The 23531-nt window shown below is 44.5% G+C and carries 27 protein-coding genes; 21 read left to right on the top strand and 6 right to left on the bottom strand.

Annotated elements, in window-relative coordinates; translation table 11 throughout:
* Position 1: 1 nt before the first annotated feature.
* From recF to dnaA, 3 genes are all read right to left on the bottom strand, one after another.
* Entirely contained in the window at positions 2 to 1081 is a 1080-nt protein-coding gene (gene recF, locus VRK_RS19590; RefSeq protein ID WP_059123171.1) for a DNA replication/repair protein RecF, read from the bottom strand.
* 42 nt (positions 1082 to 1123) lie between these two features.
* The gene (dnaN, locus tag VRK_RS19585) at positions 1124 to 2224 is read right to left on the bottom strand and encodes a DNA polymerase III subunit beta (protein WP_059123170.1); all 1101 of its coding nucleotides are present in this window, start codon (positions 2222 to 2224) and stop codon (positions 1124 to 1126) included.
* Between the two features lie 98 nt (positions 2225 to 2322).
* Positions 2323 to 3726, bottom strand: a complete 1404-nt coding sequence (gene dnaA, locus VRK_RS19580; protein ID WP_059123169.1) for a chromosomal replication initiator protein DnaA — start codon at positions 3724 to 3726, stop codon at positions 2323 to 2325.
* Positions 3727 to 4119: 393 nt separating this feature from the next.
* Between dnaA and VRK_RS19575 the strand changes: the two genes are divergently transcribed.
* From VRK_RS19575 to VRK_RS19535, 10 genes are all read left to right on the top strand, one after another.
* A complete protein-coding gene (locus VRK_RS19575) occupies positions 4120 to 4869 on the top strand; it encodes an amino acid ABC transporter substrate-binding protein (RefSeq protein ID WP_059123168.1) in 750 nt (249 codons plus the stop codon).
* 166 nt (positions 4870 to 5035) lie between these two features.
* Positions 5036 to 5707: an amino acid ABC transporter permease gene (locus VRK_RS19565; RefSeq protein ID WP_059123166.1), complete on the top strand. Its 672-nt coding sequence runs from the start codon at positions 5036 to 5038 to the stop codon at positions 5705 to 5707.
* Complete coding sequence (locus tag VRK_RS19560) at positions 5704 to 6441, top strand: amino acid ABC transporter ATP-binding protein (protein ID WP_059123165.1); 738 nt, start codon at positions 5704 to 5706, stop codon at positions 6439 to 6441. Before VRK_RS19565 ends, VRK_RS19560 begins: the two co-directional genes overlap by 4 nt.
* A gap of 301 nt (positions 6442 to 6742) precedes the next feature.
* A complete protein-coding gene (gene rpmH / locus VRK_RS20780; protein ID WP_005378825.1) occupies positions 6743 to 6877 on the top strand; it encodes a 50S ribosomal protein L34 in 135 nt (44 codons plus the stop codon).
* An 11-nt stretch (positions 6878 to 6888) separates the two neighbouring features.
* A complete protein-coding gene (gene rnpA, locus VRK_RS19555) occupies positions 6889 to 7245 on the top strand; it encodes a ribonuclease P protein component (RefSeq protein WP_077335504.1) in 357 nt (118 codons plus the stop codon).
* Positions 7212 to 7469 carry a membrane protein insertion efficiency factor YidD gene (yidD, locus tag VRK_RS20775; RefSeq protein WP_074374016.1) on the top strand — a complete coding sequence of 86 codons (258 nt, stop codon included), beginning with the start codon at positions 7212 to 7214 and terminating at the stop codon, positions 7467 to 7469. Before rnpA ends, yidD begins: the two co-directional genes overlap by 34 nt.
* 2 nt (positions 7470 to 7471) lie before the next feature.
* Positions 7472 to 9100: a membrane protein insertase YidC gene (yidC, locus tag VRK_RS19550; RefSeq protein WP_059123163.1), complete on the top strand. Its 1629-nt coding sequence runs from the start codon at positions 7472 to 7474 to the stop codon at positions 9098 to 9100.
* 132 nt (positions 9101 to 9232) lie between these two features.
* On the top strand, positions 9233 to 10594 hold the full coding sequence (gene mnmE, locus VRK_RS19545) for a tRNA uridine-5-carboxymethylaminomethyl(34) synthesis GTPase MnmE (protein WP_059123162.1): 1362 nt from the start codon (positions 9233 to 9235) through the stop codon (positions 10592 to 10594).
* A gap of 435 nt (positions 10595 to 11029) precedes the next feature.
* Positions 11030 to 11596: a hypothetical protein gene (locus VRK_RS19540; RefSeq protein ID WP_059123161.1), complete on the top strand. Its 567-nt coding sequence runs from the start codon at positions 11030 to 11032 to the stop codon at positions 11594 to 11596.
* 1 nt (position 11597) lies between these two features.
* Positions 11598 to 12089 carry a hypothetical protein gene (locus tag VRK_RS19535; protein ID WP_059123160.1) on the top strand — a complete coding sequence of 164 codons (492 nt, stop codon included), beginning with the start codon at positions 11598 to 11600 and terminating at the stop codon, positions 12087 to 12089.
* Positions 12090 to 12153: 64 nt separating this feature from the next.
* On the opposite strand, the gene VRK_RS19530 is transcribed toward VRK_RS19535, so the two are convergent.
* Together VRK_RS19530 and VRK_RS19525 are read right to left on the bottom strand one after the other, a co-directional pair.
* Positions 12154 to 12648 (bottom strand): Hcp family type VI secretion system effector, encoded by a 495-nt coding sequence (locus tag VRK_RS19530; RefSeq protein ID WP_059123159.1) that lies wholly within the window; start codon positions 12646 to 12648, stop codon positions 12154 to 12156.
* A 241-nt stretch (positions 12649 to 12889) separates the two neighbouring features.
* On the bottom strand, positions 12890 to 13072 hold the full coding sequence (locus tag VRK_RS19525) for a hypothetical protein (RefSeq protein ID WP_059123158.1): 183 nt from the start codon (positions 13070 to 13072) through the stop codon (positions 12890 to 12892).
* Between the two features lie 754 nt (positions 13073 to 13826).
* Here VRK_RS19525 and mioC point away from each other — a divergent pair.
* Positions 13827 to 14267: an FMN-binding protein MioC gene (gene mioC / locus VRK_RS19520; RefSeq protein WP_059123157.1), complete on the top strand. Its 441-nt coding sequence runs from the start codon at positions 13827 to 13829 to the stop codon at positions 14265 to 14267.
* 172 nt (positions 14268 to 14439) lie between these two features.
* Here mioC and VRK_RS19515 read toward each other — a convergent pair whose 3' ends face one another.
* Complete coding sequence (locus VRK_RS19515) at positions 14440 to 14826, bottom strand: hypothetical protein (protein ID WP_059123156.1); 387 nt, start codon at positions 14824 to 14826, stop codon at positions 14440 to 14442.
* Positions 14827 to 15002: 176 nt separating this feature from the next.
* Here VRK_RS19515 and mnmG point away from each other — a divergent pair, with 176 nt between their 5' ends.
* The 10 genes from mnmG to atpA all read left to right on the top strand — a co-directional run bounded on the left by mnmG (position 15003) and on the right by atpA (position 23488).
* A complete protein-coding gene (gene mnmG, locus VRK_RS19510; RefSeq protein ID WP_059123155.1) occupies positions 15003 to 16898 on the top strand; it encodes a tRNA uridine-5-carboxymethylaminomethyl(34) synthesis enzyme MnmG in 1896 nt (631 codons plus the stop codon).
* A gap of 1 nt (position 16899) precedes the next feature.
* Positions 16900 to 17532: a 16S rRNA (guanine(527)-N(7))-methyltransferase RsmG gene (gene rsmG, locus VRK_RS19505; protein WP_059123154.1), complete on the top strand. Its 633-nt coding sequence runs from the start codon at positions 16900 to 16902 to the stop codon at positions 17530 to 17532.
* A 15-nt stretch (positions 17533 to 17547) separates the two neighbouring features.
* A complete protein-coding gene (locus VRK_RS19500; protein WP_059123153.1) occupies positions 17548 to 18321 on the top strand; it encodes a ParA family protein in 774 nt (257 codons plus the stop codon).
* 20 nt (positions 18322 to 18341) lie between these two features.
* Positions 18342 to 19235: a ParB/RepB/Spo0J family partition protein gene (locus VRK_RS19495; RefSeq protein WP_059123152.1), complete on the top strand. Its 894-nt coding sequence runs from the start codon at positions 18342 to 18344 to the stop codon at positions 19233 to 19235.
* 149 nt (positions 19236 to 19384) lie between these two features.
* Complete coding sequence (locus VRK_RS19490) at positions 19385 to 19753, top strand: ATP synthase subunit I (protein ID WP_059123151.1); 369 nt, start codon at positions 19385 to 19387, stop codon at positions 19751 to 19753.
* A gap of 12 nt (positions 19754 to 19765) precedes the next feature.
* A complete protein-coding gene (gene atpB, locus VRK_RS19485; protein ID WP_059123150.1) occupies positions 19766 to 20548 on the top strand; it encodes a F0F1 ATP synthase subunit A in 783 nt (260 codons plus the stop codon).
* 50 nt (positions 20549 to 20598) lie between these two features.
* Complete coding sequence (atpE, locus tag VRK_RS19480; RefSeq protein ID WP_038180493.1) at positions 20599 to 20841, top strand: F0F1 ATP synthase subunit C; 243 nt, start codon at positions 20599 to 20601, stop codon at positions 20839 to 20841.
* Between the two features lie 73 nt (positions 20842 to 20914).
* Positions 20915 to 21385: a F0F1 ATP synthase subunit B gene (gene atpF, locus VRK_RS19475; protein ID WP_038180496.1), complete on the top strand. Its 471-nt coding sequence runs from the start codon at positions 20915 to 20917 to the stop codon at positions 21383 to 21385.
* A 14-nt stretch (positions 21386 to 21399) separates the two neighbouring features.
* Positions 21400 to 21933: a F0F1 ATP synthase subunit delta gene (gene atpH / locus VRK_RS19470; protein ID WP_059123149.1), complete on the top strand. Its 534-nt coding sequence runs from the start codon at positions 21400 to 21402 to the stop codon at positions 21931 to 21933.
* 13 nt (positions 21934 to 21946) lie between these two features.
* Positions 21947 to 23488, top strand: coding sequence for a F0F1 ATP synthase subunit alpha (gene atpA / locus VRK_RS19465; RefSeq protein ID WP_059123239.1), 1542 nt, complete (start codon positions 21947 to 21949; stop codon positions 23486 to 23488).
* Positions 23489 to 23531 lie beyond the last annotated feature (43 nt).

Genomic DNA, 23531 nt, shown 5'->3' with positions numbered 1-23531 from the left:
TTTATCCTTGCTCTATCCGTCCTTGTTCCATGTGGAACAATTTGCTGTCCGACATACACATGTCATCCACCTGATCTCGGGTAATAGAGCTTACAAAAACTTGCGCTCCGGTCGCTTTTAAACAGTCTGCCAACCTTTTACGGCGCTCGCTGTCCAGCTCGGAAGCAAAATCATCAATGAGATAAATACATTGCTTACCCGTTAAGGATGTTAAGTGTTGTCCTTGTGCAACCCGTAGGGCACAAACCATCAACTTAAGCTGACCGCGCGACAAAACATCTTCAACCGGTGTACCGTTCACTTTTATTCTTAAATCCGCTTTATTCGGCCCACTGAATGTGTAACCCAACATTTTATCGCGTTCAAAATTTCTTTCGAGAAGCGTTTGATATAACGTCTCTTTTTCCCAGCCACGATAGTATTGTAACTGGATTTTAAATTCCGGTAAAAATGACTGACACAAAGCTTCTGCCACTGGCTTAATTTGTGCCACATAATCGGCACGCCATGCATCAATCTGCTCAGCCAGACGTGACAGTTCCGCATCCCAATATTTGAGTTCTCGATAGTCCGTCGCAGTTTTAAGTAACGCATTGCGTTGCTTATTCAGCCGACGAAAGCGTCCCCAAGCCTCAAAAAAAGCCACTACGGAATGAAATACTCCCCAGTCAAGAAATGCCCGTCGCTGTTTCGGACCATCCGTAAGCAATTCAAAGCCTTCAGGATGAATCAATTGCAGGGGTAATACCTGTGCCAGCTGAGCCAATTTTTGTCCGGACTGACCCCCTATTTTAACCTCAACCGAGCCATCGCGCTGCTTATTAATACCAATCGGTATCTCAATTTGGTCGGGGTTCAAAAAACGGCCATGGACAAACAGCTCCTGACACTCATTCTGGATCACTCGGCCGGTTAAACTACTTTTAAACGAGCGGCCGTGGCCGAGCATATAAATCGCTTCAAGGACACTGGTTTTACCGCTTCCGTTGGCCCCGATAAGAAAGTTAAAGCCTGATGATAATGAGATATCACAGGCTTTGATATTCCTAAATTGCTGAATCATTAAACGCGAAAGTGGCATACTTCAATCTATCGTTCGAATGTATTCATTGTCTGCTTAGACTTATAACCGGATCGGCATGACGACATACATAGCACTATCGTCTTCGACATTTTCGATCAAAGCACTGGCATTCGAATCTGACATCGACATTCGAACATTATCGCACTTCAATGTATTGAGGACATCCAGTACGTAACTAACGTTAAAGCCAATCTCAATCGGCTCACCTTCAAAATGAACATCCAACAATTCTTCCGCTTCTTCCTGCTCCGGGTTATTCGCAGTGATCCGCATGTCACTACCATCAATATTTAAGCGGACACCGCGGAATTTTTCATTCGACAGAATCGCAGCGCGAGAAAACGCATGACGCAAGACATCACAAGCAGCTACCAGAATTTTATTGGTACTCTGAGGCAACACTCGGCGATAATCAGGAAAACGACCATCGATCAATTTTGAGGTAAAAATAAACTGATTCACTTCAACACGGATGTTCGCGCTACCGATTTGCACGATGACCGGCTGTTCCGGCATATCGAGCAACTTGACCAGTTCAAGAACCCCTTTGCGCGGCACAATAATTTGTTGTGCCGCCAATGATTCGGATAAGGCAACTTGAGCAACGGCCATACGGTGACCATCGGTTGCCACTGAACGCAATGTTGTCTCTTCAATATCAAACAACATCCCGTTGAGGTAATAGCGAACATCCTGATTGGCCATCGAGAATTGCGTTTTTTCGATGAGTCCGCGTAAGTCCGCCTGCGATAAAGTAAGCGATAACTCACTCTGCCAGTCTTCAATATTCGGGAAATCTTTTGCCGGCAGCGTTGCCAAAGAAAAACGGCTGCGACCTGAACGAATCTGTAATCGATCTCCATCTAATAAAACTGAGATCACTGCATCATCGGGAAGTCCGCGACAAATATCGAGGAGTTTGCGGGCTGGCACAGTCACTCGGCCCGTTTCCACATCACCTTCCAGAGCAATTTTACCAACCAATTCAACTTCCAGATCGGTGGCCGTCAGCATGAGGGTATCACCTTCAACCGCCAACAACAGATTACCGAGGATCGGCAACGTTGTCCGTCCACCAACCGTTCCGGATACCTGCTGAAGCGGTTTAATCAAATTGCTACGTTCAATGGTAAATTTCATAGTTCGCTCTTTATTATATGTCACCCCACCGATCTGGTCGGGGGGATCGACCGACACCGTGCTATTTGTTCTGTATGACTATTTATTCCCGAGAAACATCAAGAAGAGAGCGTCCGAATCAAATTAGAATAGTCTTCCTTGATATCATGACTTTCTTCTCTGAGTTGCTCTATCTTCCGACAAGCATGAAGAACCGTCGTATGATCACGTCCGCCAAACGCATCACCGATTTCCGGTAAGCTATGGTTGGTCAGTTCCTTCGCTAACGCCATCGCTAATTGACGAGGCCGGGCAACCGAACGTGAACGACGCTTCGACAGTAAATCTGCAACTTTGATTTTATAATACTCAGCCACGGTTTTCTGGATATTATCAATCGTGACCAATTTTTCCTGTAAAGCCAATAAATCACGCAAAGCTTCACGAACAAAGTCAATCGTAATTGGCCGACCGGTAAAGTTAGCATTGGCAATGACACGGTTCAGCGCACCTTCCAGCTCACGGACATTTGAACGCAGTCGTTTGGCAATAAAGAAAGCAACCTCATCAGCCAGATGGATCTGGTGATCTTCTGCTTTCTTCATCAAGATGGCGACTCGCGTTTCCAATTCAGGAGGTTCGATCGCCACCGTCAAGCCCCAGCCAAAGCGGGATTTAAGACGATCTTCTACCCCGTGAATCTCTTTCGGATAACGATCTGAAGTCAGAATAATTTGTTGATTACCTTCAAGTAACGCATTAAAAGTATGGAAAAATTCTTCCTGAGAACGCTCTTTGTTGGCAAAAAACTGAATATCATCGATCAAAAGGGCATCGACACTGCGATAGTAGCGTTTAAATTCTTCTATAGCATTGTTTTGCAGCGCTTTTACCATATCCTGCACAAACCGCTCAGAATGCATATAAACCACTTTTGCTTGTGGATTATGATCAACGATCGCATTGCCAACCGCATGTAACAGGTGCGTTTTACCTAAACCGGTACCACCGTATAAAAAGAGGGGGTTATAGGCTGCTCCCGGATTATCAGAGACTTGTTTTGCCGCTGCGAGACCAAGCTGGTTCGATTTACCCTCAACAAAGTTATTGAACTTATGCTTCGGGTTCATATTCGATCGGTAATTAATCTCGATCGGTGCCGAATCATCATCCCAAGTTTTATGAACCGGTTTTCTGGCTTGCAATCGGGCTGGCGCTGAGGACTCGGCCGCAACATCTGCCGGTGTACGTATCGGTGTGCGTTTTTGCTCAGCAACCGGACGGTTGCCAATTTCAAAACGTAAACTTGGAATATCACTCCCACAATACTCGTTGAGAAGGCGATTGATGCTATTGAGATATTTATCCCGTACCCAATCAAGCACAAAACGGTTTGGGGCGAATAAAGTGAGAGTATTGTCATTGAGCTCGGCTTGCAGCGGTCGAACCCACATACTGAATTCTGTCGCAGGAAGCTCTTCCTGAAGCTGTTGCAAACATTGCAACCAAAGAGAAGATGACACTGTTCCCTCACTCTGATTAGATGATCGATAAAGACTGGCAATTCTACCTGTTGATCTTCAAGATCGCCAGCAATTGATCGTCAATCCTGTAAACTAGATCCAAGTTATTCACACTTTTTGGCCAATTTATTCTTGGATCTACCCTAAATGTCCCTAGTTTACCCACATGTACGTGCACAAAAGCGTGGATCTTACAAAGTTATCCCCAGCTTAGCACAATCACACTTTGTGAAATTGAACCGCTGTCGAATCCCGTGAAAGATCGTGATAAGAAACAAACATATGAATAAACACGCATATTTTATTATAGGTTATGACCCATAACTTATGGTTATTTCTTTTGTTATGCTATATGTCATTAAAATAGTCGCCCGAAAGATTTTGGAGATCAACATGAAAAAATGGTTTATTGCTGCAATTGCGGCTCTCGCTTTTACAACAATCAATGTCCATGCAGCAACAGAAGTTAAAGTCGGCATGTCCGGCCGCTACTTCCCGTTCACGTTTGTCAAAAAAGATGAACTACAAGGATTTGAAGTTGATCTATGGAAAGAAATAGCCAAGCGCAACGACTATCAAGTGAAATTTGTTACTGCAAGCTTCTCTGGTCTGTTTGGTCTATTGGAAACAGGACGAGTTGATACGATCTCAAACCAGATCACGATCACGGATGCTCGCAAACAAAAATATCTATTTTCAGACCCGTACGTGATTGATGGTGCACAGATAGCTGTACGCAAAGGGAATAATACCATCCACAGTCTGGATGACCTGAAAGGCAAAACCGTTGCGGTCAATTTAGGTTCCAACTTTGAGCAACTGTTGCGTGAGCACGATAAAGACAATCAAATCAACATCAAAACTTATGACTCAAGCTTTGAACAGGATGTTGCTTTGGGTCGAATCGATGCCTTCGTCATGGATCGTCTTTCTATTCTGGAAGTGATTCAAAAATCAGGGTTACCACTGCAACTGGCAGGAAAACCATTCGAAACTATTGAGAATGCCTGGCCTTTCCTCAATAATGAAAAAGGTAAGAAGCTTCAGGGTGAAGTCAACAAAGCACTCGCAGACATGCGCGCCGACGGAACTCTGAGCAAGATTTCAGAAAAATGGTTCAACACAGACATTACACAAAGATAATGAACCATCGGCATGATTCCTGATGAATCATGACACCAAATAAACCCACTGTCTGAATCAGCACAGTGGGTTTATTTTTAAACACACAGATGCATTGACACCAATATTCAGGAATCACTGACCTCTGCCAGTTGTTGATTTCCTGATAAAACAGAAGACACACATTATGGGTTTTGATTTTCAATATATGCTGGAGCTGATGCCAATCCTGCTTAAATATCTCGGCATTACAATAGAGTTAGCCTGCTGGGGCATGATACTTTCCATCATTTTATCGGTCATCATTGCGAATATCCGAGTCTTCCGTATCCCTGTTCTCGATCAGATTTGCCAACTTTATATCAGCTATTTTCGAGGCACACCGCTGCTGGTCCAGCTTTTCCTCTTTTATTATGGATTACCGCAAATTTTCCCGATCATGACCGGTATGGATGCCTACAGCGCAGCAATTCTCGGTTTGGCACTTCACTTTTCGGCCTACATGGCGGAAACCATCCGCGCTGCAATTATTGGCGTGGACAGAAGCCAAATGGAAGCGAGTCTGTCTATCGGTATGACGACCACTCAGTCGATGCGTCGTATCATTCTGCCGCAAGCCACCCGGATCGCTTTACCTTCTCTGATGAACTATTTCATCGATATGATCAAATCAACCTCACTGGCATTTACGCTCGGGGTTGCTGAAATCATGGCGAAAGCACAAATGGAAGCCTCTTCCAGCTTTCATTACTTTGAAGCCTTCCTCGCCGTCTCTTTCATTTACTGGGGAATCACCATTATCCTGACCCGGGTCCAGAGCTGGGCAGAACACAAACTCAATAAGGCGTATATGAGATGATCAAGTTAACCAATATTCATAAACGTTTCGGAGAGAGTGAAATTCTCAAAGGGATTGATCTTGAAATCAATCAAGGTGAAATCATTGTCATCATCGGATCGAGTGGCACCGGTAAATCAACACTGCTGCGCTGTGTGAATTTTCTTGAGAGTGCAGACCAAGGCACGATTACCATTGGTGATGTGAGTGTCGATAGTACCAATCCGAATAAAAATGATGTGCTGGCACTGAGACGCAAAACCGGATTCGTCTTTCAAAACTATGCTCTGTTTGCCCATCTCACCGCAAAACAAAACATTGCGGAAGGATTGATCACTGTCCTCGGCTGGAAAAAAGATCAGGCTTATGAGCGTGCTCAGCAGATTCTCAACGACATCGGGCTTGGGGATAAAGGTGATCAATATCCGGCATCACTTTCCGGTGGTCAGCAACAGCGAGTGGGAATTGGCCGGGCAATGGCTCAGGAGCCAGAACTACTATTATTCGATGAACCGACATCGGCTCTCGACCCGGAGTGGGTGGGCGAAGTGCTGAGTTTAATGAAAAAACTGGCCCGGGTTCATCAAACCATGCTGGTGGTCACCCATGAGATGCAATTTGCCAAAGAAGTCGCGGATCGCGTGATCTTTATGGCTGAAGGCAAAATTGTTGAACAAGGATCTCCACAGGATATCTTCGATAATCCACAGGATATCCGCTTGCAAAAATTCTTAAATCAGGTCGGGATCGAATAAGGATCCTTGAGATTTTATCCGTACAACGTATAATCGCCCGACCAAATTGAAATGAAGCGGCTTTGCTTTATATATCCGTTCTTGAAAACATCGGTTCTTGAAAACAGAGATAAAAGCAATTTATAAGCCAGAGATTCTGGCGCTTCGTTTCCCCAATTATTGACACCTTCGGTGGCAGTGATTACAATTCCGCCTCTTTGTTGCAAGGTGTCGGAATTTTCCCTCTTGTAAAAGGGGCAGAAAGAGCCCGACACCGGGTTTAACAAGAACCTAGAAACTACTGATCAGTAAGGTAAAAACAATGAAACGCACTTTTCAACCTACAGTTCTGAAGCGCAAACGTACTCACGGTTTCCGTGCTCGTATGGCAACTAAGAACGGTCGTAAAGTAATTAACGCACGTCGTGCGAAAGGCCGTGCACGCCTGTCAAAATAATCTGACTTATTTTGAACAAGTACGCTTTTCGTCGGGAGTTACGTTTGTTAACTCCCGAACACTACCGATACGTATTCCAGCAAGCCCATAGTGCTGGCTCGCCTCATTTTACCATCATTGCCCGTAAAAACGCTCTTTCCCACCCAAGACTGGGATTAGCCGTTCCGAAAAAACAGATAAAAACTGCCGTTGGGCGCAATCGTTTTAAGCGACTTGCTCGGGAAAGTTTTCGCCTGAAGCAGCACGAATTACCGCACAAAGACTTTGTCGTGATTGCGAAAAAAAGCGCTCAGGAACTCAGCAATGACGAAATAACAAAGCTGTTTGATAAACTATGGCAACGCCTGTCTCGCCCTTATCGTGGTTAGTCATCGGACTGATTTATCTATACAGATGGCTGATTAGCCCTCTGTTAGGACCACGTTGCCGATTTACACCGACCTGCTCCCGATATGCGATAGAAGCATTGAAAGCTCACGGTTTTGTAAAAGGATGTTGGTTATCAGGCAAACGTCTATTAAAATGCCACCCTCTGAATGAAGGGGGCTATGACCCCGTTCCACCTAACCCAAGACAAGACAGAGATAAATAACGATGGATTCTCAACGTAATATCCTGTTAATCGCTTTGGCGCTGGTTTCTTTCTTACTGTTCCAGAAATGGCAAGCAGCACAGAATCCAGCACCAACTGCGGTTGAGCAGACACAATCAAGTAGTTCAGTTCCTGCTGCTCTTCAAAGCTCTGATGAGTTTGAACCGGTATCAACTCAGGATGTTGCAGGAAAAATAGTGACCGTGAAAACGGATGTTCTCACGCTTTCCATCAATACGGTGGGCGGTGACGTAATCTCTGCAAAACTGAATCAATACTCCAAAGAACTGAATTCCGATCAACCTTTTGCGCTGCTGAAAAAGAACAGTGATTTTCAGTTTATCGCTCAGAGTGGTCTGATTGGTCCACAAGGGATCGATAAAAGAGACGGTCGCCCAACTTACCAAGTTGCCCAAAATAATTATCAACTGGCAGATGGTCAAGATGAGGTTCGCGTCCCGCTGACTTATCAGGCGAACGGCATTACCTATACCAAAACATTTATCCTGAAACGGAACAGCTATGCGATTGATGTTGATTTCAACGTCAATAACCAGTCAGGCCAAAATGCTGCTGTCGGCATGTATGCACATCTGCGTCAGACACTGGAAGCAACCGGAAGTAGCTTTGCCATGTCAACATACCATGGTGGTGCTTACTCGACGGAAAATACTCGCTACAAAAAGTTCAGCTTTAGTGACATGAAAGATCATGCACTCAATGAGACCTTGAACAATGGTCAAGGCTGGGCAGCAATGATCCAACACTATTTTGCTGCAGCGTGGATTCCACGTCAGGCACCGGATACGAAACTATTTTCTCGGGTAATGGCCAACCGTAATATTGGTGATATCGGGATCAGAGAACCAAACCGGATCATCGCAACAGGTGAAAGCACCGACTTCGATGCAACACTATGGATTGGCCCAAAACTGCAAGACCAAATGGCAGCAACCGCGCCAAATCTGGATCTCGTTGTGGATTACGGCTGGTTATGGTTTATTGCCAAACCACTGCATAGCCTGCTTTCCTTTATTCAGGGCATTGTCTCTAACTGGGGTATCGCGATTATCTGTCTGACCTTTATTGTCCGTGGTGTGATGTATCCACTGACCAAGGCTCAGTATACTTCCATGGCCAAAATGCGCATGCTGCAACCGAAGTTGCAAGCAATGCGTGAACGCATTGGTGATGACCGCCAACGCATGAGCCAGGAAATGATGGCGTTATATAAATCAGAAAAAGTGAACCCGCTGGGCGGCTGTTTCCCGATTCTTCTGCAAATGCCGATCTTCATCTCGCTCTACTGGGCGCTGATGGAATCTGTTGAGCTCCGCCATCAGCCGTTCTTTGGTTGGATTCACGACTTGTCTGCCCAAGACCCATACTACATCATGCCACTTTTGATGGGTGCCAGTATGTTTATGTTGCAGAAAATGAGCCCGACAACGGTTACCGATCCGATGCAACAGAAGATTATGACCTTTATGCCTGTCGCATTTACGGTTTTCTTCCTGTTCTTCCCATCCGGTCTGGTGCTTTACTGGTTGGTGTCAAACATCGTGACCCTGATCCAGCAAATGGTGATTTACAAAGCGCTGGAGAAGAAAGGTTTACACTCGAAGAAGTAAACCGGAACAATGCGAAAAGAGGCGGCCAAAGGGTCGCCTTTTTATTAGCGGCTGATTACAATGCCCATCATACGATCCATCATGACTATCCATAATGGATACTGCCTTTTTGACTGAACAGACCAATTCACTATGACTACAGACACAATCGTTGCACAGGCAACACCGACAGGCCGTGGTGGTGTCGGAATTATTCGCGTATCCGGCCCGAAAGCGGCTGACGTCGCCCAAGCGTTGACCGGCAAAATACTCCGGGCCCGATATGCAGAATATCTTCCCTTTCAGGATGAAGACGGCACCCAGTTGGATCAGGGAATCGCCTTGTTTTTCCCCAATCCCCATTCGTTTACCGGTGAAGACGTTCTTGAGCTCCAAGGACACGGTGGTCCCGTCGTCATGGATATGCTGATCCGCCGGATTCTCACTATTCCCGGTATTCGCACAGCGCGTCCCGGAGAGTTCTCAGAACGAGCGTTCCTCAACGATAAACTGGATCTCGCACAAGCAGAAGCCATTGCTGATTTAATCGATGCCAGTTCAGAACAGGCAGCCAAATCAGCCCTGCAATCGCTGCAAGGGCAATTCTCGACCCGAATTCATACGCTGGTTGAGTCTTTAATCCATCTGCGAATCTATGTTGAAGCTGCAATCGACTTCCCCGAAGAAGAGATCGACTTTCTGGCTGACGGTAAAGTGGCAGGCGATCTGCAAACGATTATCGATAACCTGAACATGGTCCGGCGCGAAGCCAGCCAAGGTGCACTGATGCGTGAAGGCATGAAAGTGGTGATTGCCGGGCGGCCCAATGCCGGCAAATCCAGCCTGCTCAATGCACTCTCCGGTAAAGAATCCGCGATTGTCACAGATATCGCCGGAACCACCCGGGACGTGCTGAGAGAGCATATTCACATTGACGGTATGCCACTGCACATTATCGATACCGCAGGGCTGCGGGAAGCTTCAGACGAAGTCGAACGCATCGGGATTGAGCGCGCTTGGGATGAAATCAAACAAGCCGATCGCGTTTTGTTCATGGTGGATGGCACCACAACCGACGCAACCGATCCCAAAGAGATCTGGCCTGATTTTGTTGATCGTCTCCCGGAAAGCATCGGCATGACAGTGATCCGTAATAAAGCGGATCAAACCAACGAAACGATGGGGATCTGCCACGTCAATGACCCAACATTGATCCGCCTGTCAGCAAAAACCAGCGAAGGGATCGAAGCCTTGAGAAGCCATCTCAAAGACTGTATGGGCTTCACCGGCAGCCAAGAAGGCAGCTTCATGGCCCGCCGCCGCCACCTCGATGCGCTGGATAAAGCCGCCGAGCACCTCGCCATTGGTCAGCAACAACTCGAAGGCTACATGGCCGGAGAAATCCTCGCAGAAGAACTGCGCATCACCCAGCAGCATCTCAATGAGATCACCGGTGAGTTTAGTTCTGATGACTTACTGGGACGGATCTTTTCGAGTTTCTGTATCGGGAAGTGAAGTCGCTTTTTAATCAGAGAAACGAGTGAAACCCTTCACAACAAACCAAGCCAATTATGGTCATTTTGGAATTTTGTTTATGAATCGGTTTTACTCCCTTTTACATACCTTACATACCTTACATACCTTTGCTTCATGCCTTGTTGCTTGCTATTCATGCCCAGTCAAAAAGTCCCATTACAAACTATTAAAAACTATCTATTCAATAAAATCAGAGCATTCTCCGGCACAATATCTCATCATAAAAAGAAAATGAAACTGAATGTATAATTAACTAAGTGATAAATTTAGAATAATTCCTCTCCAAGTCAGTGGGGCATCTATGGTGTCATCCCTTCAAGCCTGACCTTATAGGTTTTCTCCAAATAAACAACACCACGAAAATCGTATAAAGCAAAAAATCAACAACCACATCATTCTGAGGACAACAACCAAATGAAAAGCGGTCGGTATTGGGTAACATGGGCAAATTCACATGCAAAGAATAGCCAGAGTGTTGAGGCTCTTGAAGCTGGATTCAAAGCCAACGCCAAAGCTTTTATCAAAGCATTAACCGATGCTGGTGCAACCGTGAAAGTATCAACGACCAAAAGAAGCGCCAAACGAGCCTATCTGTTTCACTGGTCGTGGAAAATATCACAGGGGAAATGCAAGCCATCAGAAGCTAAAAAAATGTCTGGGGTTGATATTCAATGGGATCATAACGATCTGGCAAAAAGTAAGGCCGGCGCTCTGGAAATGGTCAAAGGGTTTGGGTTAGCCGTTCCTCCCAGAAGTATTTATCCACCTTCACTGACAAGTAATCATATTGCTGGAAAAGCTATCGATATGACCATTACATGGAGTGGTACAATCACGATCAAGAAAAACGATGGTACTAGTGTTAAAGTGACTTATATGAAAAATGTCAATGATAATACGGTATTGCACACTGTTGGAGCGTCTTATAGTGTTAAAAAGCTAAAAAGTGACGCACCACACTGGTCATATAATGGAAGATAAAATGAAACAATTATTACGCTTCAGCACTGTTTTGTTACTCACATCCTGCCATACAATACCAGAAAGCAATCATCACTCTGGTTTTCATGATATTGGCTGGATGCATGGTAAATGTCTGGCGATCAAAAATTCAAAACTGAAATTACCTGTTGAAGTCACTGTCGTTCATCTGGAAAACAACAATCAAATCACCCAGGGCCATGTCATCAATAAGGCCACATCGGCTGACAACTGTTATGCGCTAACAGAAGACAGAAAACAAATAAATATCGACAACGGCTATAGTTTTTATCAGGTCAGTTCAGAGAGTGATATTGGCTTGGCAATCGGACTGATTCATATTCCTGAGCCCAAAAAGTATAGTTACCATTACTGTACAACCAGCGAAGGAATTCAATACTCGATGAAACTTCAGGGAAACAGTGTCTGGCAAGGGTATTACTATCTTGGCTATGATTCAGAAGAAACCTGCTCAGCCGAAGCCAATCTCTGATCATACCTTCACGAGCCACATATTTTGCATCGACTCCATACAAAGAGCAGGTGCAAAAATCGGTTTATTCCAGCCAACCGCCTTGATCCCAGTTATCATATCCTATCGTTCCGCTTATGTTATGCCGCCAAATAATCTCCTTATAGCTTAATTCAAGGACTTCATTCATCTCTTCTTTATGATCAATAACAGTGTGAGGAAGTTTAAAACTGATTCCTGTAATCACTGCTTTTTTCAATTCAATAGAATAAAATTTTTCGTTATATCCCTGCTCATTGGTTCTGAAGAAGTCAATCACACAATCCAAATATTCTTGTTTAGCAAATGCCGTCGATAGTAGGGGGCTGGATTTATCAATATTTTTGATAATTTGAATCGGATGATGTGTCTTCCCGTGTTGGCCCTGATCTTTAAACATATTTTGTTCACAAGCCAGGATGGTAATTTCATCAGTATGAGTTTCCTGATATTTATTTCCCATTGAATCTTTAGTGTTACAACCACTGGAAATCATCCCTTGCTTCTCACCATTAACCGTCATATATGCTATATGTGCCATCTGCTCATACCCACCATTATGTAAATAATGAAATATGATGACTAACAGGAATGCTGTCTATAACTTCTTTATGAGATTAGTTGCAAAATGATTTTGTACCAAAATTTTACACATACAAATCAGTTGATTATCAATAATATTTTCTGACGCTGTTTACTTTTGATTTAGCAGCCACAGTAAAATCAGATCTTCATCCTTACATATAATAAAGGAGAGCCGCGCTCTCCTTTGCTTTTCAGGGTTACACCTCATCCTCTTGCTGTAACTGCATTTCATCAAAGGTAATCAGATTATTGAGGTACAGCAGCACTTCTCGCAGTTCGTGCTGGTTGGTTCCGGCATCGGTACACAGGCCGAGAAAATCGATCAGATAACCTCGGGCGGTCAGCGGTAAATTAGGGGTAAAGGTGTTGAAACTGGACATTTCACTCTCCTTGAGTTGATGAATGATTTCACCACCAGAGGAGGTTCGAATCTCGGAAGGTGGTGAGCTGAACGGGTTCGAACTACCGCACTCAAGGAAACGGTCTGACCGAAGCCAGCCTCATTCAGCCCACCATAATTAGATATGGCAAGACTGTGTATAGTAAAGTCAGTGCAGACTGACGTCTATACTCCTTAAGCTTGAATGCGGGGTTCGAATCCCGACGCCGGAGATCACCGACGTGTGTTCAGCTTAAACAGCCGCGGGGATTACAGCGACTCCCCAAAGAGAAATATTTGTTCTGACTCGAAGAAAGTCATCCTTTGGCCAACATCTTCATTACCTATTTTTACGAGTGATTTCACGGTTTGAGGGTGATACCTGTATATCAAAGTAGCGGCAGAGATGAGAATTACGCCAGCAGATCATATATTCGATGGATCCGCTTAAAAGCCGTCATGTTTTACAAAGAACACAACGATGATCCTCGATTGTTACTCATACAGTTACCCACACCAAACACACATGAGTATACAAAGATGATCATGATCTGAGGTCTCGTTCATGCACCGGTTAGTCTCACCCTATCCACACAATATACAGTTGTGTCTTTCTTTCCCGCTTCGGTTTGATTACTCTTATGTTGAAAATTTGTATCTCGACACATGTTTCTGATGAGATTTGGTGTCAATACGTTTTATCTAAAGCAATCAAAGCATTCCATTTGTGAAATTCCATTGTGAAGAGGATGAGTATGATCCATATCATTACGGGGAGCACGCTAGGCGGCGCTGAATATGTCGGTGATCATCTTGATGAGCTACTACAACAACAAGGACATGAAACCGAGATCCATAATCAGCCGGATTTAGCGGATATCCCAGCAGAAGGCATCTGGCTGATCATTACATCAACACACGGTGCCGGAGAATATCCTGATAATATTCAGCCGTTTATTCAAGCACTTCAGGATACGCCACCCAGAACGGACAAATTATCATTTGCTGTTGTCGCTATCGGTGATTCCAGCTATGACACATTTTGTGCTGCGGGAAAACATGCTTACGAGCTCATGCTCGATATCGGAGCAACTCCACTGACTGACTGCTATACGATTGATATTATTGAGCATCCGGTACCTGAAGATGCCGCAGGGGAATGGCTCTCTCAGCATATTGAACAATTCAGTTCATAATCAAATTGTGCATAAGTAGTTACCCACAGGGTGGTTAAAGCTGCCCTGAAATAGCTCCCAAGCTTTTCCACATCATCAATAACAAGCCAATTGAGATAAAATAGCCGCCAGTATCCTTTATCCGAACAAAATGCATACCATAAACATAATTAAGGTTAAGATATTGATTTAATTATTTTTGTTCATCATTTCTCAGAAAGGGAATATTAAAAAAGCGTGTTTTGATCACACTCAACTTGAGTAAGCCAGCATTGATCGCTTCTCTCAAATGCCTCGATGAAAGTAAATACGTCCAGATCAATCCCACCAGCCGCATCTCCGGTTTAAAACTTTGATCGAGTACTTCATTTGATTTTTTAACCAAAAATAACTGTGGATAAATATAGAAAGATCCAGTGCAAAAGCTATAGTTATCCCAATAACAACTTAGCATCATTACTAGGGCTGTGAATAAGTACTGTTTTTGATCCCAGCTAGTCCTCGATTTGATCAATGCTTGATCACAAGGATTGATCGCTCTGAAAGTGATGATCATGTTGATCATTTTAGGCTTATCCACAAAGATCCTCTTCCCTAATAGTAGATCTAATAAAAAGATCTATATAAAGATCTTATATATTTATAAGGTTCAAGGATCATGTGTAAAAGCACAAAATCAATTTTCTAACGGAGATAAAAAAGGTAGAATGCGACTCTTTTATTTCTTACACAGATCTGAATATCTGAGGTCGGTTCATGCTTTATCACGAAAATTTTGACGTCATTGTGGTTGGTGGCGGTCACGCAGGAACGGAAGCCGCTCTCTCATCTGCACGCACAGGACAAAAAACATTACTCCTAACGCATAATATTGATACGTTAGGACAGATGTCATGCAATCCAGCCATTGGTGGGATCGGGAAAGGTCATCTGGTTAAAGAGGTTGACGCTTTAGGCGGGCTCATGGCTCAGGCGATCGATCATGCAGGTATTCAGTTCAGAACTCTGAACGCTTCAAAAGGCCCGGCTGTACGGGCAACGAGAGCTCAGGCGGATCGGGCACTATACAAAGCGTATGTACGTCATGCGCTGGAAAATACTCCGAATCTGACGCTGTTTCAGCAAGCTGCCGATGATCTGATCGTCGAACAGGATCGAGTGATCGGGGTCGTAACCCAGATGGGGCTCAAATTCCACGCTAAAGCGGTTGTACTCACCGTCGGTACCTTTCTCGGTGGCAAGATCCATATCGGTATGGAAAACTACTCAGGCGGCCGTGCTGGCGATCCTCCGTCGATCGCATTGGCACAACGCTTACGTGAATTACCATTCCGAGTTGATCGTTTAAAAACGGGAACACCACCCCGGATTGACGCTCGTTCAGTTGATTTTTCTCAGTTAGCGGTACAGCACGGTGATGATCCAACACCGATCTTTTCATTTTTAGGTCGTCGTGATCAGCATCCGCGTCAAATTCCTTGCTACATCACTTACACCAATGAAAAGACACACGATGTTATCCGTAATAATCTGGATCGCAGTCCGATGTATGCGGGGGTTATTGAAGGCATTGGTCCACGTTACTGTCCGTCAATCGAAGATAAAGTCATGCGGTTTGCTGACAAAAATAGTCATCAGATCTTTATTGAACCGGAAGGGTTAACCACAACAGAATTATATCCAAACGGGATCTCCACCAGCTTACCGTTTGATGTGCAGGTGCAGATCGTGCGTTCTATGCAAGGCTTTGAGAATGCACATATTGTTCGTCCGGGATACGCAATTGAGTATGATTTCTTTGATCCGCGTGATTTAAAACAGACCTATGAAACTAAATTTATTCACGGGCTGTTTTTTGCCGGACAGATCAACGGCACGACTGGTTACGAAGAAGCCGCTGCGCAGGGATTGATGGCTGGTTTGAATGCGAGTTTGTATGCGCAAGAGAAAGAAGGTTGGAGCCCGCGTCGTGATCAAGCCTACATGGGCGTATTGATCGATGATCTGTCAACGCTCGGCACTAGCGAACCTTACCGGATGTTTACCTCTCGCGCCGAATATCGTCTGCTACTCCGTGAAGACAATGCTGATCTGCGTTTAACTGAAAAAGGTCGCGAGCTTGGTTTGGTCGATGATATACGCTGGGCTCGTTTCAACCAAAAGATTGAAAATATGGCGCGTGAGCGTCAACGTTTGAAAGATATATGGGTCAATCCGGAATCAACAGGTGTTGAGGCTCTGAATGAGATGCTCAAGACTCCGATTTCCAGAGAAGCCAGCGGTGAAGATTTATTACGTCGCCCGGAAATGACCTATGATTTACTGACGCGTCTGCCACAGTATTCTCCCGCGTTAGATGATCGTCAGGCTGCTGAGCAGGTCGAAATTCAGGTCAAATATGAGGGGTATATTCAACGTCAGCAAGACGAAATTGAAAAATCGCTGCGCCATGAAAATACCAAGTTGCCGATTGATCTGGATTACAGCCTTGTCAAAGGGTTATCGAATGAAGTTGTGCTAAAACTGAATACGGCAAAACCTGAAACGGTTGGTATTGCATCACGTATTTCTGGTATTACTCCGGCGGCTATTTCTATTTTGCTGGTTTATCTCAAGAAAAATGGGATGCTTAAGAAGGGAGAAGCAGCATAACATGGGGACGCTGGCAGCACGTCTGGCGCAGTTGATTGCACAGACAGATCTCACGGTAAGTGAACATCAGATGATGCTTCTGCTCGGATATGTTGAGCGTTTGAACAAATGGAATAAAGCTTATAATTTGACATCGGTTCGCGATCCGGAAGACATGTTGGTGAAACATATCATGGATAGTATCGTTGTAAGTCCTCACTTACCCGGTAATCACTTTATAGATGTCGGTACTGGGCCGGGATTGCCCGGTATTCCACTGGCGATTATGAACCCTGATAAGCGTTTCATTTTGCTGGATAGTTTAGGCAAACGGATTCGGTTTATTAAACAGGTGATTTATGAATTGAACATTCATAACGTGACACCGGTTCAAAGCCGAGTTGAAGATTTCCAGCCGGAAGATAAATTTGATGGTGTGCTCAGCAGAGCATTTGCTTCCATGGTAGATATGGTAAATTGGTGTCACCACCTCCCTAAAGCAGATGGTGGAGTTTTTTTGGCATTGAAAGGACAAATACCGCATGATGAGATAGATATGCTTCCTGAATGGTGTTTTGTGACGGATATCCAATCTTTAGCCGTTCCTGAACTCGAAGGTGAGCGTCATCTTGTAATCTTATCGCGCAAGGAATAGACAACGAGGCATGCCGTGGGAAAAATAGTAGCAATCGCCAACCAGAAAGGTGGTGTTGGTAAAACAACGACTTGTGTCAATCTTGCTGCCTCTATGGCGGCAACGAAACGTAAGGTATTAGTGATTGATCTTGACCCGCAGGGCAACGCAACAATGGCAAGCGGTGTTGATAAGTACCAGATTGATTATACCGCTTACGATTTATTAGTTGAGGAAGTACCGTTTCAGGAAGTTGTCTGTCAAAAGACGACTGGCCGTTATCATCTGATCGCTGCAAACGGTGATGTGACAGCTGCGGAAATCAAACTGATGGAAGTTTTTGCCCGTGAAGTCCGGCTGAAAAACATACTCTCTTCGGTTCGTGATAACTATGATTTCATCTTTATTGATTGTCCTCCCTCTCTTAACCTCCTTACAATCAATGCGATGGCTGCTGCGGATTCAGTTTTAGTACCAATGCAATGTGAGTATTTCGCGCTTGAGGGATTAACGGCCCTGATGGATACCATTAGTAAGTTGGCAGCTGTTGTGAATAGTAATCTGAAAATCGAAGGGTTACTGAGAACGATGTACGATCCTCGTAATCGACTCTCCAATGAGGTATCCGATCAATTAAAACAGCACTTTGGTGATAAAGTGTATCGTACCGTTATCCCACGTAATGTTCGTCTTGCTGAAGCGCCAAGTCATGGTAAACCAGCAATGTATTACGATAAATATTCTGTTGGTGCCAAGGCTTATCTCGCATTAGCCGGAGAGATGTTGCGCCGAGATGAAGTCATTGCATAACCCAAAAGGAATCCGCTTACATGTCTAGACGTGGTTTAGGAAAAGGTTTGGATGCGTTGCTTTCGACAAGTTCTATGGCAAGAGAAAAGCAACAAATGGCGACTCAGAGTCAAACGATGTCATCCGACGGTGAATTAGCTGAAATTTCTATCGCCCACCTGAGACCCGGAGTATATCAACCCCGGAAAAATGTATCTCCTGAAACATTGGAAGAACTATCGGCTTCGATTCAGGCGCAGGGAATCATCCAACCGATCGTTGTACGGCCGATTGATAACGGAAATTATGAAATTATTGCCGGAGAACGGCGGTGGAGAGCGGCCAGACATGCAGGCCTGAAGCAGGTCCCTTGCTTAGTCAAACATGTGGAAGATCGTGCGGCCATAGCCATGGCTCTGATTGAGAATATTCAGCGGGAAGATCTGAACGCGATTGAAGAAGCTCAAGCACTGGAGCGATTGCAAGACGAATTTAAACTGACTCATCAACAAGTTGCTGATGCGATTGGTAAATCCCGGACAACGGTGACAAATTTATTGCGTTTGAATCAGCTTGATGAAGTCGTCAAGTCTCTGGTTGCTGAGAAAAAACTAGAAATGGGCCATGCGCGTGCGCTGCTGATGTTAGAGGGAGAGGCTCAGGCTGAGATTGCCAGTCAAGTCGCGAAAAAGCAGTTAACCGTTCGTCAGACAGAACAACTGGTCAAGAAAGAGCTGTCGCCTAAAACTGAAAAACAGAAACCTATTGTAACGAATCATGCATTGAATTTATCCGACAGATTGGGTGAAATGCTGCAGGCGAAAGTTTCTGTGAACTTTTCTGATAAAGGGCAAGGGAAAATCACCATCAGTGTTGCTGACAGCCAAGCTTTGGAAGAAATATTGCAATCATTGACTGCAAAACTAGAGTCATAACCCCCATAGAACAGATATGTTTATTTTTGCAATCATTGATTTACATTTTATGGGTTTTTGTGATGTATCTAGAGGAATTGTAGGTCCGGCTTTATTGTAAAAGGTAAAGGCGGATGTATAATCGGCCTATAGTTAACGGGTGGTAACTTATGTTAAATAAATGGTTTATTCTGTCATTTTCGTGGCAGTTAGCCTTTTTTATAATATTAGCTACCATTGTCGGCTATGTGCTGGATGAGAAAAGTGGTATTTCCGCTTTTCTTGGGGGACTTACGTACATCGTACCTTCACTATTGGCGAATTTATATATGCATAGAAAGTTGGACCGCGAAGACAATGCGGGTCTGGATGTTGGTCGTGCATATATGGGCAATCTATACAAATTAATGATGACCGCTGGCGTTTTAGTGTTTATTTTTAGGGAAATTGACATAAATGCCGGGGTTCTTATTGTGTCTTATTGTCTGGCAAGTGTGGTGCAGTTCGTAACGTCATTTTTTTCAATCAACCGTGAATAGATAGGATATTCAATGTCTGGTTCAGGTGAAACCACTCTAACCTCTCAAGAATATATCTCTCACCACCTGACCTTTTTAAGTTCAGGAGACGGCTTTTGGAGTTTGAATATAGACTCAATGGCTATTTCTGTGCTTTTGGGGGTTGGCATGCTTTGGCTATTTTTTCGAGTCGCCAAAAATGCAACAAGTGGTGTCCCCGGGAAACTACAGTGTTTCATCGAGATGATCGTTGAATTCGTAGACGGGACTGTCAGAGATGTATTCAGCGGAAAAAGTGCGTTAATTGCTCCATTGGCGATAACCATTTTCGGATGGGTGTTCCTGATGAACTTAATGGACTTGATCCCGGTAGATTTTCTTCCTCATGCAGCAAGCTTAGTTGGAATCCACTATCTTCGTGTCGTTCCTTCTGCCGATGTCAATATTACGCTATCGATGGCGTTGGGTGTCTTTGTTTTGATTCTGTTCTACAGCTTCAAAATTAAAGGGCCAATCGGGTTTGCAAAAGAGCTAACACTGCAGCCATTCAATCATTGGGCATTCATTCCAATCAACTTGATTTTGGAAGGGGTGACTTTGATTTCGAAGCCGGTATCACTGGGTCTTCGTTTGTTCGGTAACATGTATGCGGGTGAATTGATCTTTATATTGATTGCCGGATTGTTACCGTGGTGGTCACAGTGGGTGTTGTCAGTGCCTTGGGCTATTTTCCATATACTGATCATCACATTACAAGCATTTATCTTCATGGTATTGACGATAGTTTATCTGTCTCAAGCTTCTGAAGATCACTAATTCAACTTAATCAATCAGAAACTCAATTAGTATAAAACTTGGAGTCAATAATGGAAAACTTGAACATGGATCTGCTGTATCTTTCAGCGGCAATCATGATGGGCTTGGCAGCAATTGGTGCAGCAATCGGCATCGGTATGCTGGGTGGTAAGTATCTTGAAGGTGCTGCTCGCCAGCCAGATCTTATCCCACTTATCCGTACTCAGTTCTTTATCGTGATGGGTCTTGTGGACGCGATTCCTATGATCTCTGTCGGTCTAGGTTTGTACGTCATGTTTGCGGTTGCCGGTTAAGTTAGCACAGTAGATTTGTGTCTATAAATTGGCTGGTGTTTTTAATTATTTGCAAACATAGAAGGAGTCTGCGGTGAATATAAACGCAACTCTGCTAGGTCAGGCTATTGCGTTTGCTCTCTTTGTTTGGTTTTGCATGAAATATGTATGGCCACCATTGATGGCAGCGATTGAAGAACGTCAGAAAAAGATTGCTGACGGTCTATCAGCTGCTGAGCGCGCTGAAAAAGACCTCGATTTAGCGAAAGCGAATGCTTCTGAACGTATCAAAGAAGCCAAGCAAGCAGCGGCTGAAGTCATTGAACAGGCGAATAAACGTAAAGTACAAATTCTTGATGAAGCGAGAGATGAAGCCATTGTTGAGCGTAATCATTTGATTGCTCAGGCTGAAGCTGAAATTGAGTCTTTGCGTATTCGTGCCAGAGATGACTTGCGTAAACAGGTTGCTGCTCTTGCTGTGGCTGGAGCTGAGAAGATTCTTGAGCGTTCTATTGATAAAGATGCGCATAAAGATATTCTCGATAGCATTACTGCGAAACTTTAATTAGGGGGGCGCAAATGTCTGATTTGACAACAATAGCACGCCCCTATGCTAAAGCAGCATTTGACTTTGCGGTAGAAAAAGGGCAACTCAACGAATGGGGTGAGATGCTTACTTTTGCTGCTGAAATCACTAAAAACGAACAGATCCATGAGCTACTGAGTAGTTCTATGGCTGCCGATAAGTTGGCAGAAATTTTTGTTGCAGTTTGTGGTGAACAGTTTGATGAATACGGTCAAAACCTGATTCGGGTGATGGCTGAAAATGGGCGCTTAAGAGCGCTCCCTGATGTTTGTGAACTGTTTTTCGTGTTGAAAAAAGAGCATGAAAAACAGGTGGAAGTTGAAGTTGTTTCGGCAACGGAGCTTTCCGCAGAACAAAAAGCAGAGATCAGCAGCAAACTGGAGCAGCGCCTCGAGCGCAAAGTTCAGCTGAATTGCAGTATAGATGAGGCCCTACTCGGTGGGGTAATTATTCGAGCCGGAGACTTAATCATCGATAACTCAGTACATGGCCGTTTGAGCCGTCTGAGCGATGCATTACAGTCTTGATGGGGATTGGAGCATGCAACTTAATTCCACGGAAATTAGCGATCTAATTAAACAGCGTATTGAACAATTCAATGTTGTTAGTGAAGCTCGCAATGAAGGTACTATCGTCTCGGTAAGCGATGGTATTATCCGCATCCACGGCCTGAAGGACGTGATGCAAGGTGAAATGATCGAATTACCGGGTGGCCGTTATGCCTTAGCACTTAACCTTGAGCGTGACTCGGTTGGTGCGGTTGTAATGGGCCCGTATGCTGACCTTAAGGAAGGCACAAAAGTTACAGGTACAGGTCGGATTCTTGAAGTACCAGTTGGTCCTGAAATGCTTGGTCGTGTGGTAAACACACTGGGTGAGCCAATTGATGGTAAAGGTCCAATTGATGCGAAATTGACTTCTCCAGTAGAAGTGATTGCACCTGGTGTTATCGATCGTAAATCGGTTGATCAACCTGTTCAAACTGGTTACAAATCTGTTGACTCAATGATTCCTATCGGTCGTGGTCAGCGTGAGTTGATTATCGGTGACCGTCAGACTGGTAAAACAGCTATGGCGATTGACTCGATTATCAACCAGAAAGATTCTGGTATTTATTCTATTTATGTTGCGATTGGACAGAAAGCTTCCACGATTGCTAACGTTGTGCGTAAGCTTGAAGAGCATGGCGCATTAGCGAACACAATCGTTGTTGTTGCTTCTGCTTCTGAATCTGCGGCACTGCAATATCTGGCGCCTTATGCCGGATGTGCAATGGGTGAATACTTCCGTGATCGTGGTGAAGATGCACTGATTGTTTATGATGATCTGTCAAAGCAAGCCGTTGCTTATCGTCAGATTTCTTTACTATTGAAGCGCCCACCGGGCCGTGAAGCATTCCCTGGGGATGTATTCTACTTACATTCTCGTTTGCTTGAGCGTGCATCACGTGTCAGCGAAGGGTATGTAGAAAAATTCACAAACGGTGAAGTGAAAGGTAAGACAGGTTCTTTAACAGCATTGCCTATCATTGAAACTCAGGCTGGTGACGTTTCTGCATTTGTACCGACAAACGTAATCTCGATTACCGATGGTCAGATCTTCCTGCAAACAGAATTGTTTAACGCGGGGGTTCGTCCTGCTGTTGACCCGGGTATCTCGGTATCTCGTGTGGGTGGTGCTGCTCAGACGAAAATTATCAAGAAACTCTCTGGTGGTATCCGTACGGCACTTGCACAGTATCGTGAATTGGCTGCGTTTGCTCAGTTCTCTTCTGATCTGGATGATACGACGAAGAGACAGCTGGATCATGGTCAGAAAGTTACTGAACTGATGAAACAGAAGCAATACTCACCGATGTCCGTTTTTGAACAGGCACTGGTTATCTTTGCTGCGGAACGCGGTTATCTTGGAGATATTGAGTTAAATCGACTCCTCGATTTTGAAGCCGCACTACTGTCGTTCGCTCGTAATCAATATGCTGATTTAGCAGCTGAGATCAACAAGACAGGTGCTTATAACGATGACATCGAAGCGCAGCTGAAGAAGCTGGTCGATGAGTTTAAAGCAACTCAAACTTGGTAATCAAAGTCGGTGGCTTGATTGCCACCAACTAATGGAGAGTGAC

This window comes from Vibrio sp. MEBiC08052, from assembly GCF_001506075.1.
In the GTDB taxonomy this organism is placed as follows: domain Bacteria; phylum Pseudomonadota; class Gammaproteobacteria; order Enterobacterales; family Vibrionaceae; genus Vibrio.
This window is presented reverse-complemented; position numbering and strand designations above follow the sequence as displayed.

Bases quoted from the DNA above. Each gene is read 5' to 3' on its own strand.
- recF (WP_059123171.1), bottom strand. From the start codon at position 1,081: ATGCCACTTTCGCGTTTAATGATTCAGCAATTTAGGAATATCAAAGCC.
- dnaN (WP_059123170.1), bottom strand. From the start codon at position 2,224: ATGAAATTTACCATTGAACGTAGCAATTTGATTAAACCGCTTCAGCAG.
- VRK_RS19575 (WP_059123168.1), top strand. From the start codon at position 4,120: ATGAAAAAATGGTTTATTGCTGCAATTGCGGCTCTCGCTTTTACAACA.
- VRK_RS19565 (WP_059123166.1), top strand. From the start codon at position 5,036: ATGGGTTTTGATTTTCAATATATGCTGGAGCTGATGCCAATCCTGCTT.
- VRK_RS19560 (WP_059123165.1), top strand. From the start codon at position 5,704: ATGATCAAGTTAACCAATATTCATAAACGTTTCGGAGAGAGTGAAATT.
- rpmH (WP_005378825.1), top strand. From the start codon at position 6,743: ATGAAACGCACTTTTCAACCTACAGTTCTGAAGCGCAAACGTACTCAC.
- yidD (WP_074374016.1), top strand. From the start codon at position 7,212: ATGGCAACGCCTGTCTCGCCCTTATCGTGGTTAGTCATCGGACTGATT.
- yidC (WP_059123163.1), top strand. From the start codon at position 7,472: ATGGATTCTCAACGTAATATCCTGTTAATCGCTTTGGCGCTGGTTTCT.
- mnmE (WP_059123162.1), top strand. From the start codon at position 9,233: ATGACTACAGACACAATCGTTGCACAGGCAACACCGACAGGCCGTGGT.
- VRK_RS19540 (WP_059123161.1), top strand. From the start codon at position 11,030: ATGAAAAGCGGTCGGTATTGGGTAACATGGGCAAATTCACATGCAAAG.
- VRK_RS19535 (WP_059123160.1), top strand. From the start codon at position 11,598: ATGAAACAATTATTACGCTTCAGCACTGTTTTGTTACTCACATCCTGC.
- VRK_RS19530 (WP_059123159.1), bottom strand. From the start codon at position 12,648: ATGGCACATATAGCATATATGACGGTTAATGGTGAGAAGCAAGGGATG.
- VRK_RS19525 (WP_059123158.1), bottom strand. From the start codon at position 13,072: ATGTCCAGTTTCAACACCTTTACCCCTAATTTACCGCTGACCGCCCGA.
- mioC (WP_059123157.1), top strand. From the start codon at position 13,827: ATGATCCATATCATTACGGGGAGCACGCTAGGCGGCGCTGAATATGTC.
- mnmG (WP_059123155.1), top strand. From the start codon at position 15,003: ATGCTTTATCACGAAAATTTTGACGTCATTGTGGTTGGTGGCGGTCAC.
- rsmG (WP_059123154.1), top strand. From the start codon at position 16,900: ATGGGGACGCTGGCAGCACGTCTGGCGCAGTTGATTGCACAGACAGAT.
- VRK_RS19495 (WP_059123152.1), top strand. From the start codon at position 18,342: ATGTCTAGACGTGGTTTAGGAAAAGGTTTGGATGCGTTGCTTTCGACA.
- VRK_RS19490 (WP_059123151.1), top strand. From the start codon at position 19,385: ATGTTAAATAAATGGTTTATTCTGTCATTTTCGTGGCAGTTAGCCTTT.
- atpB (WP_059123150.1), top strand. From the start codon at position 19,766: ATGTCTGGTTCAGGTGAAACCACTCTAACCTCTCAAGAATATATCTCT.
- atpE (WP_038180493.1), top strand. From the start codon at position 20,599: ATGGAAAACTTGAACATGGATCTGCTGTATCTTTCAGCGGCAATCATG.
- atpH (WP_059123149.1), top strand. From the start codon at position 21,400: ATGTCTGATTTGACAACAATAGCACGCCCCTATGCTAAAGCAGCATTT.
- atpA (WP_059123239.1), top strand. From the start codon at position 21,947: ATGCAACTTAATTCCACGGAAATTAGCGATCTAATTAAACAGCGTATT.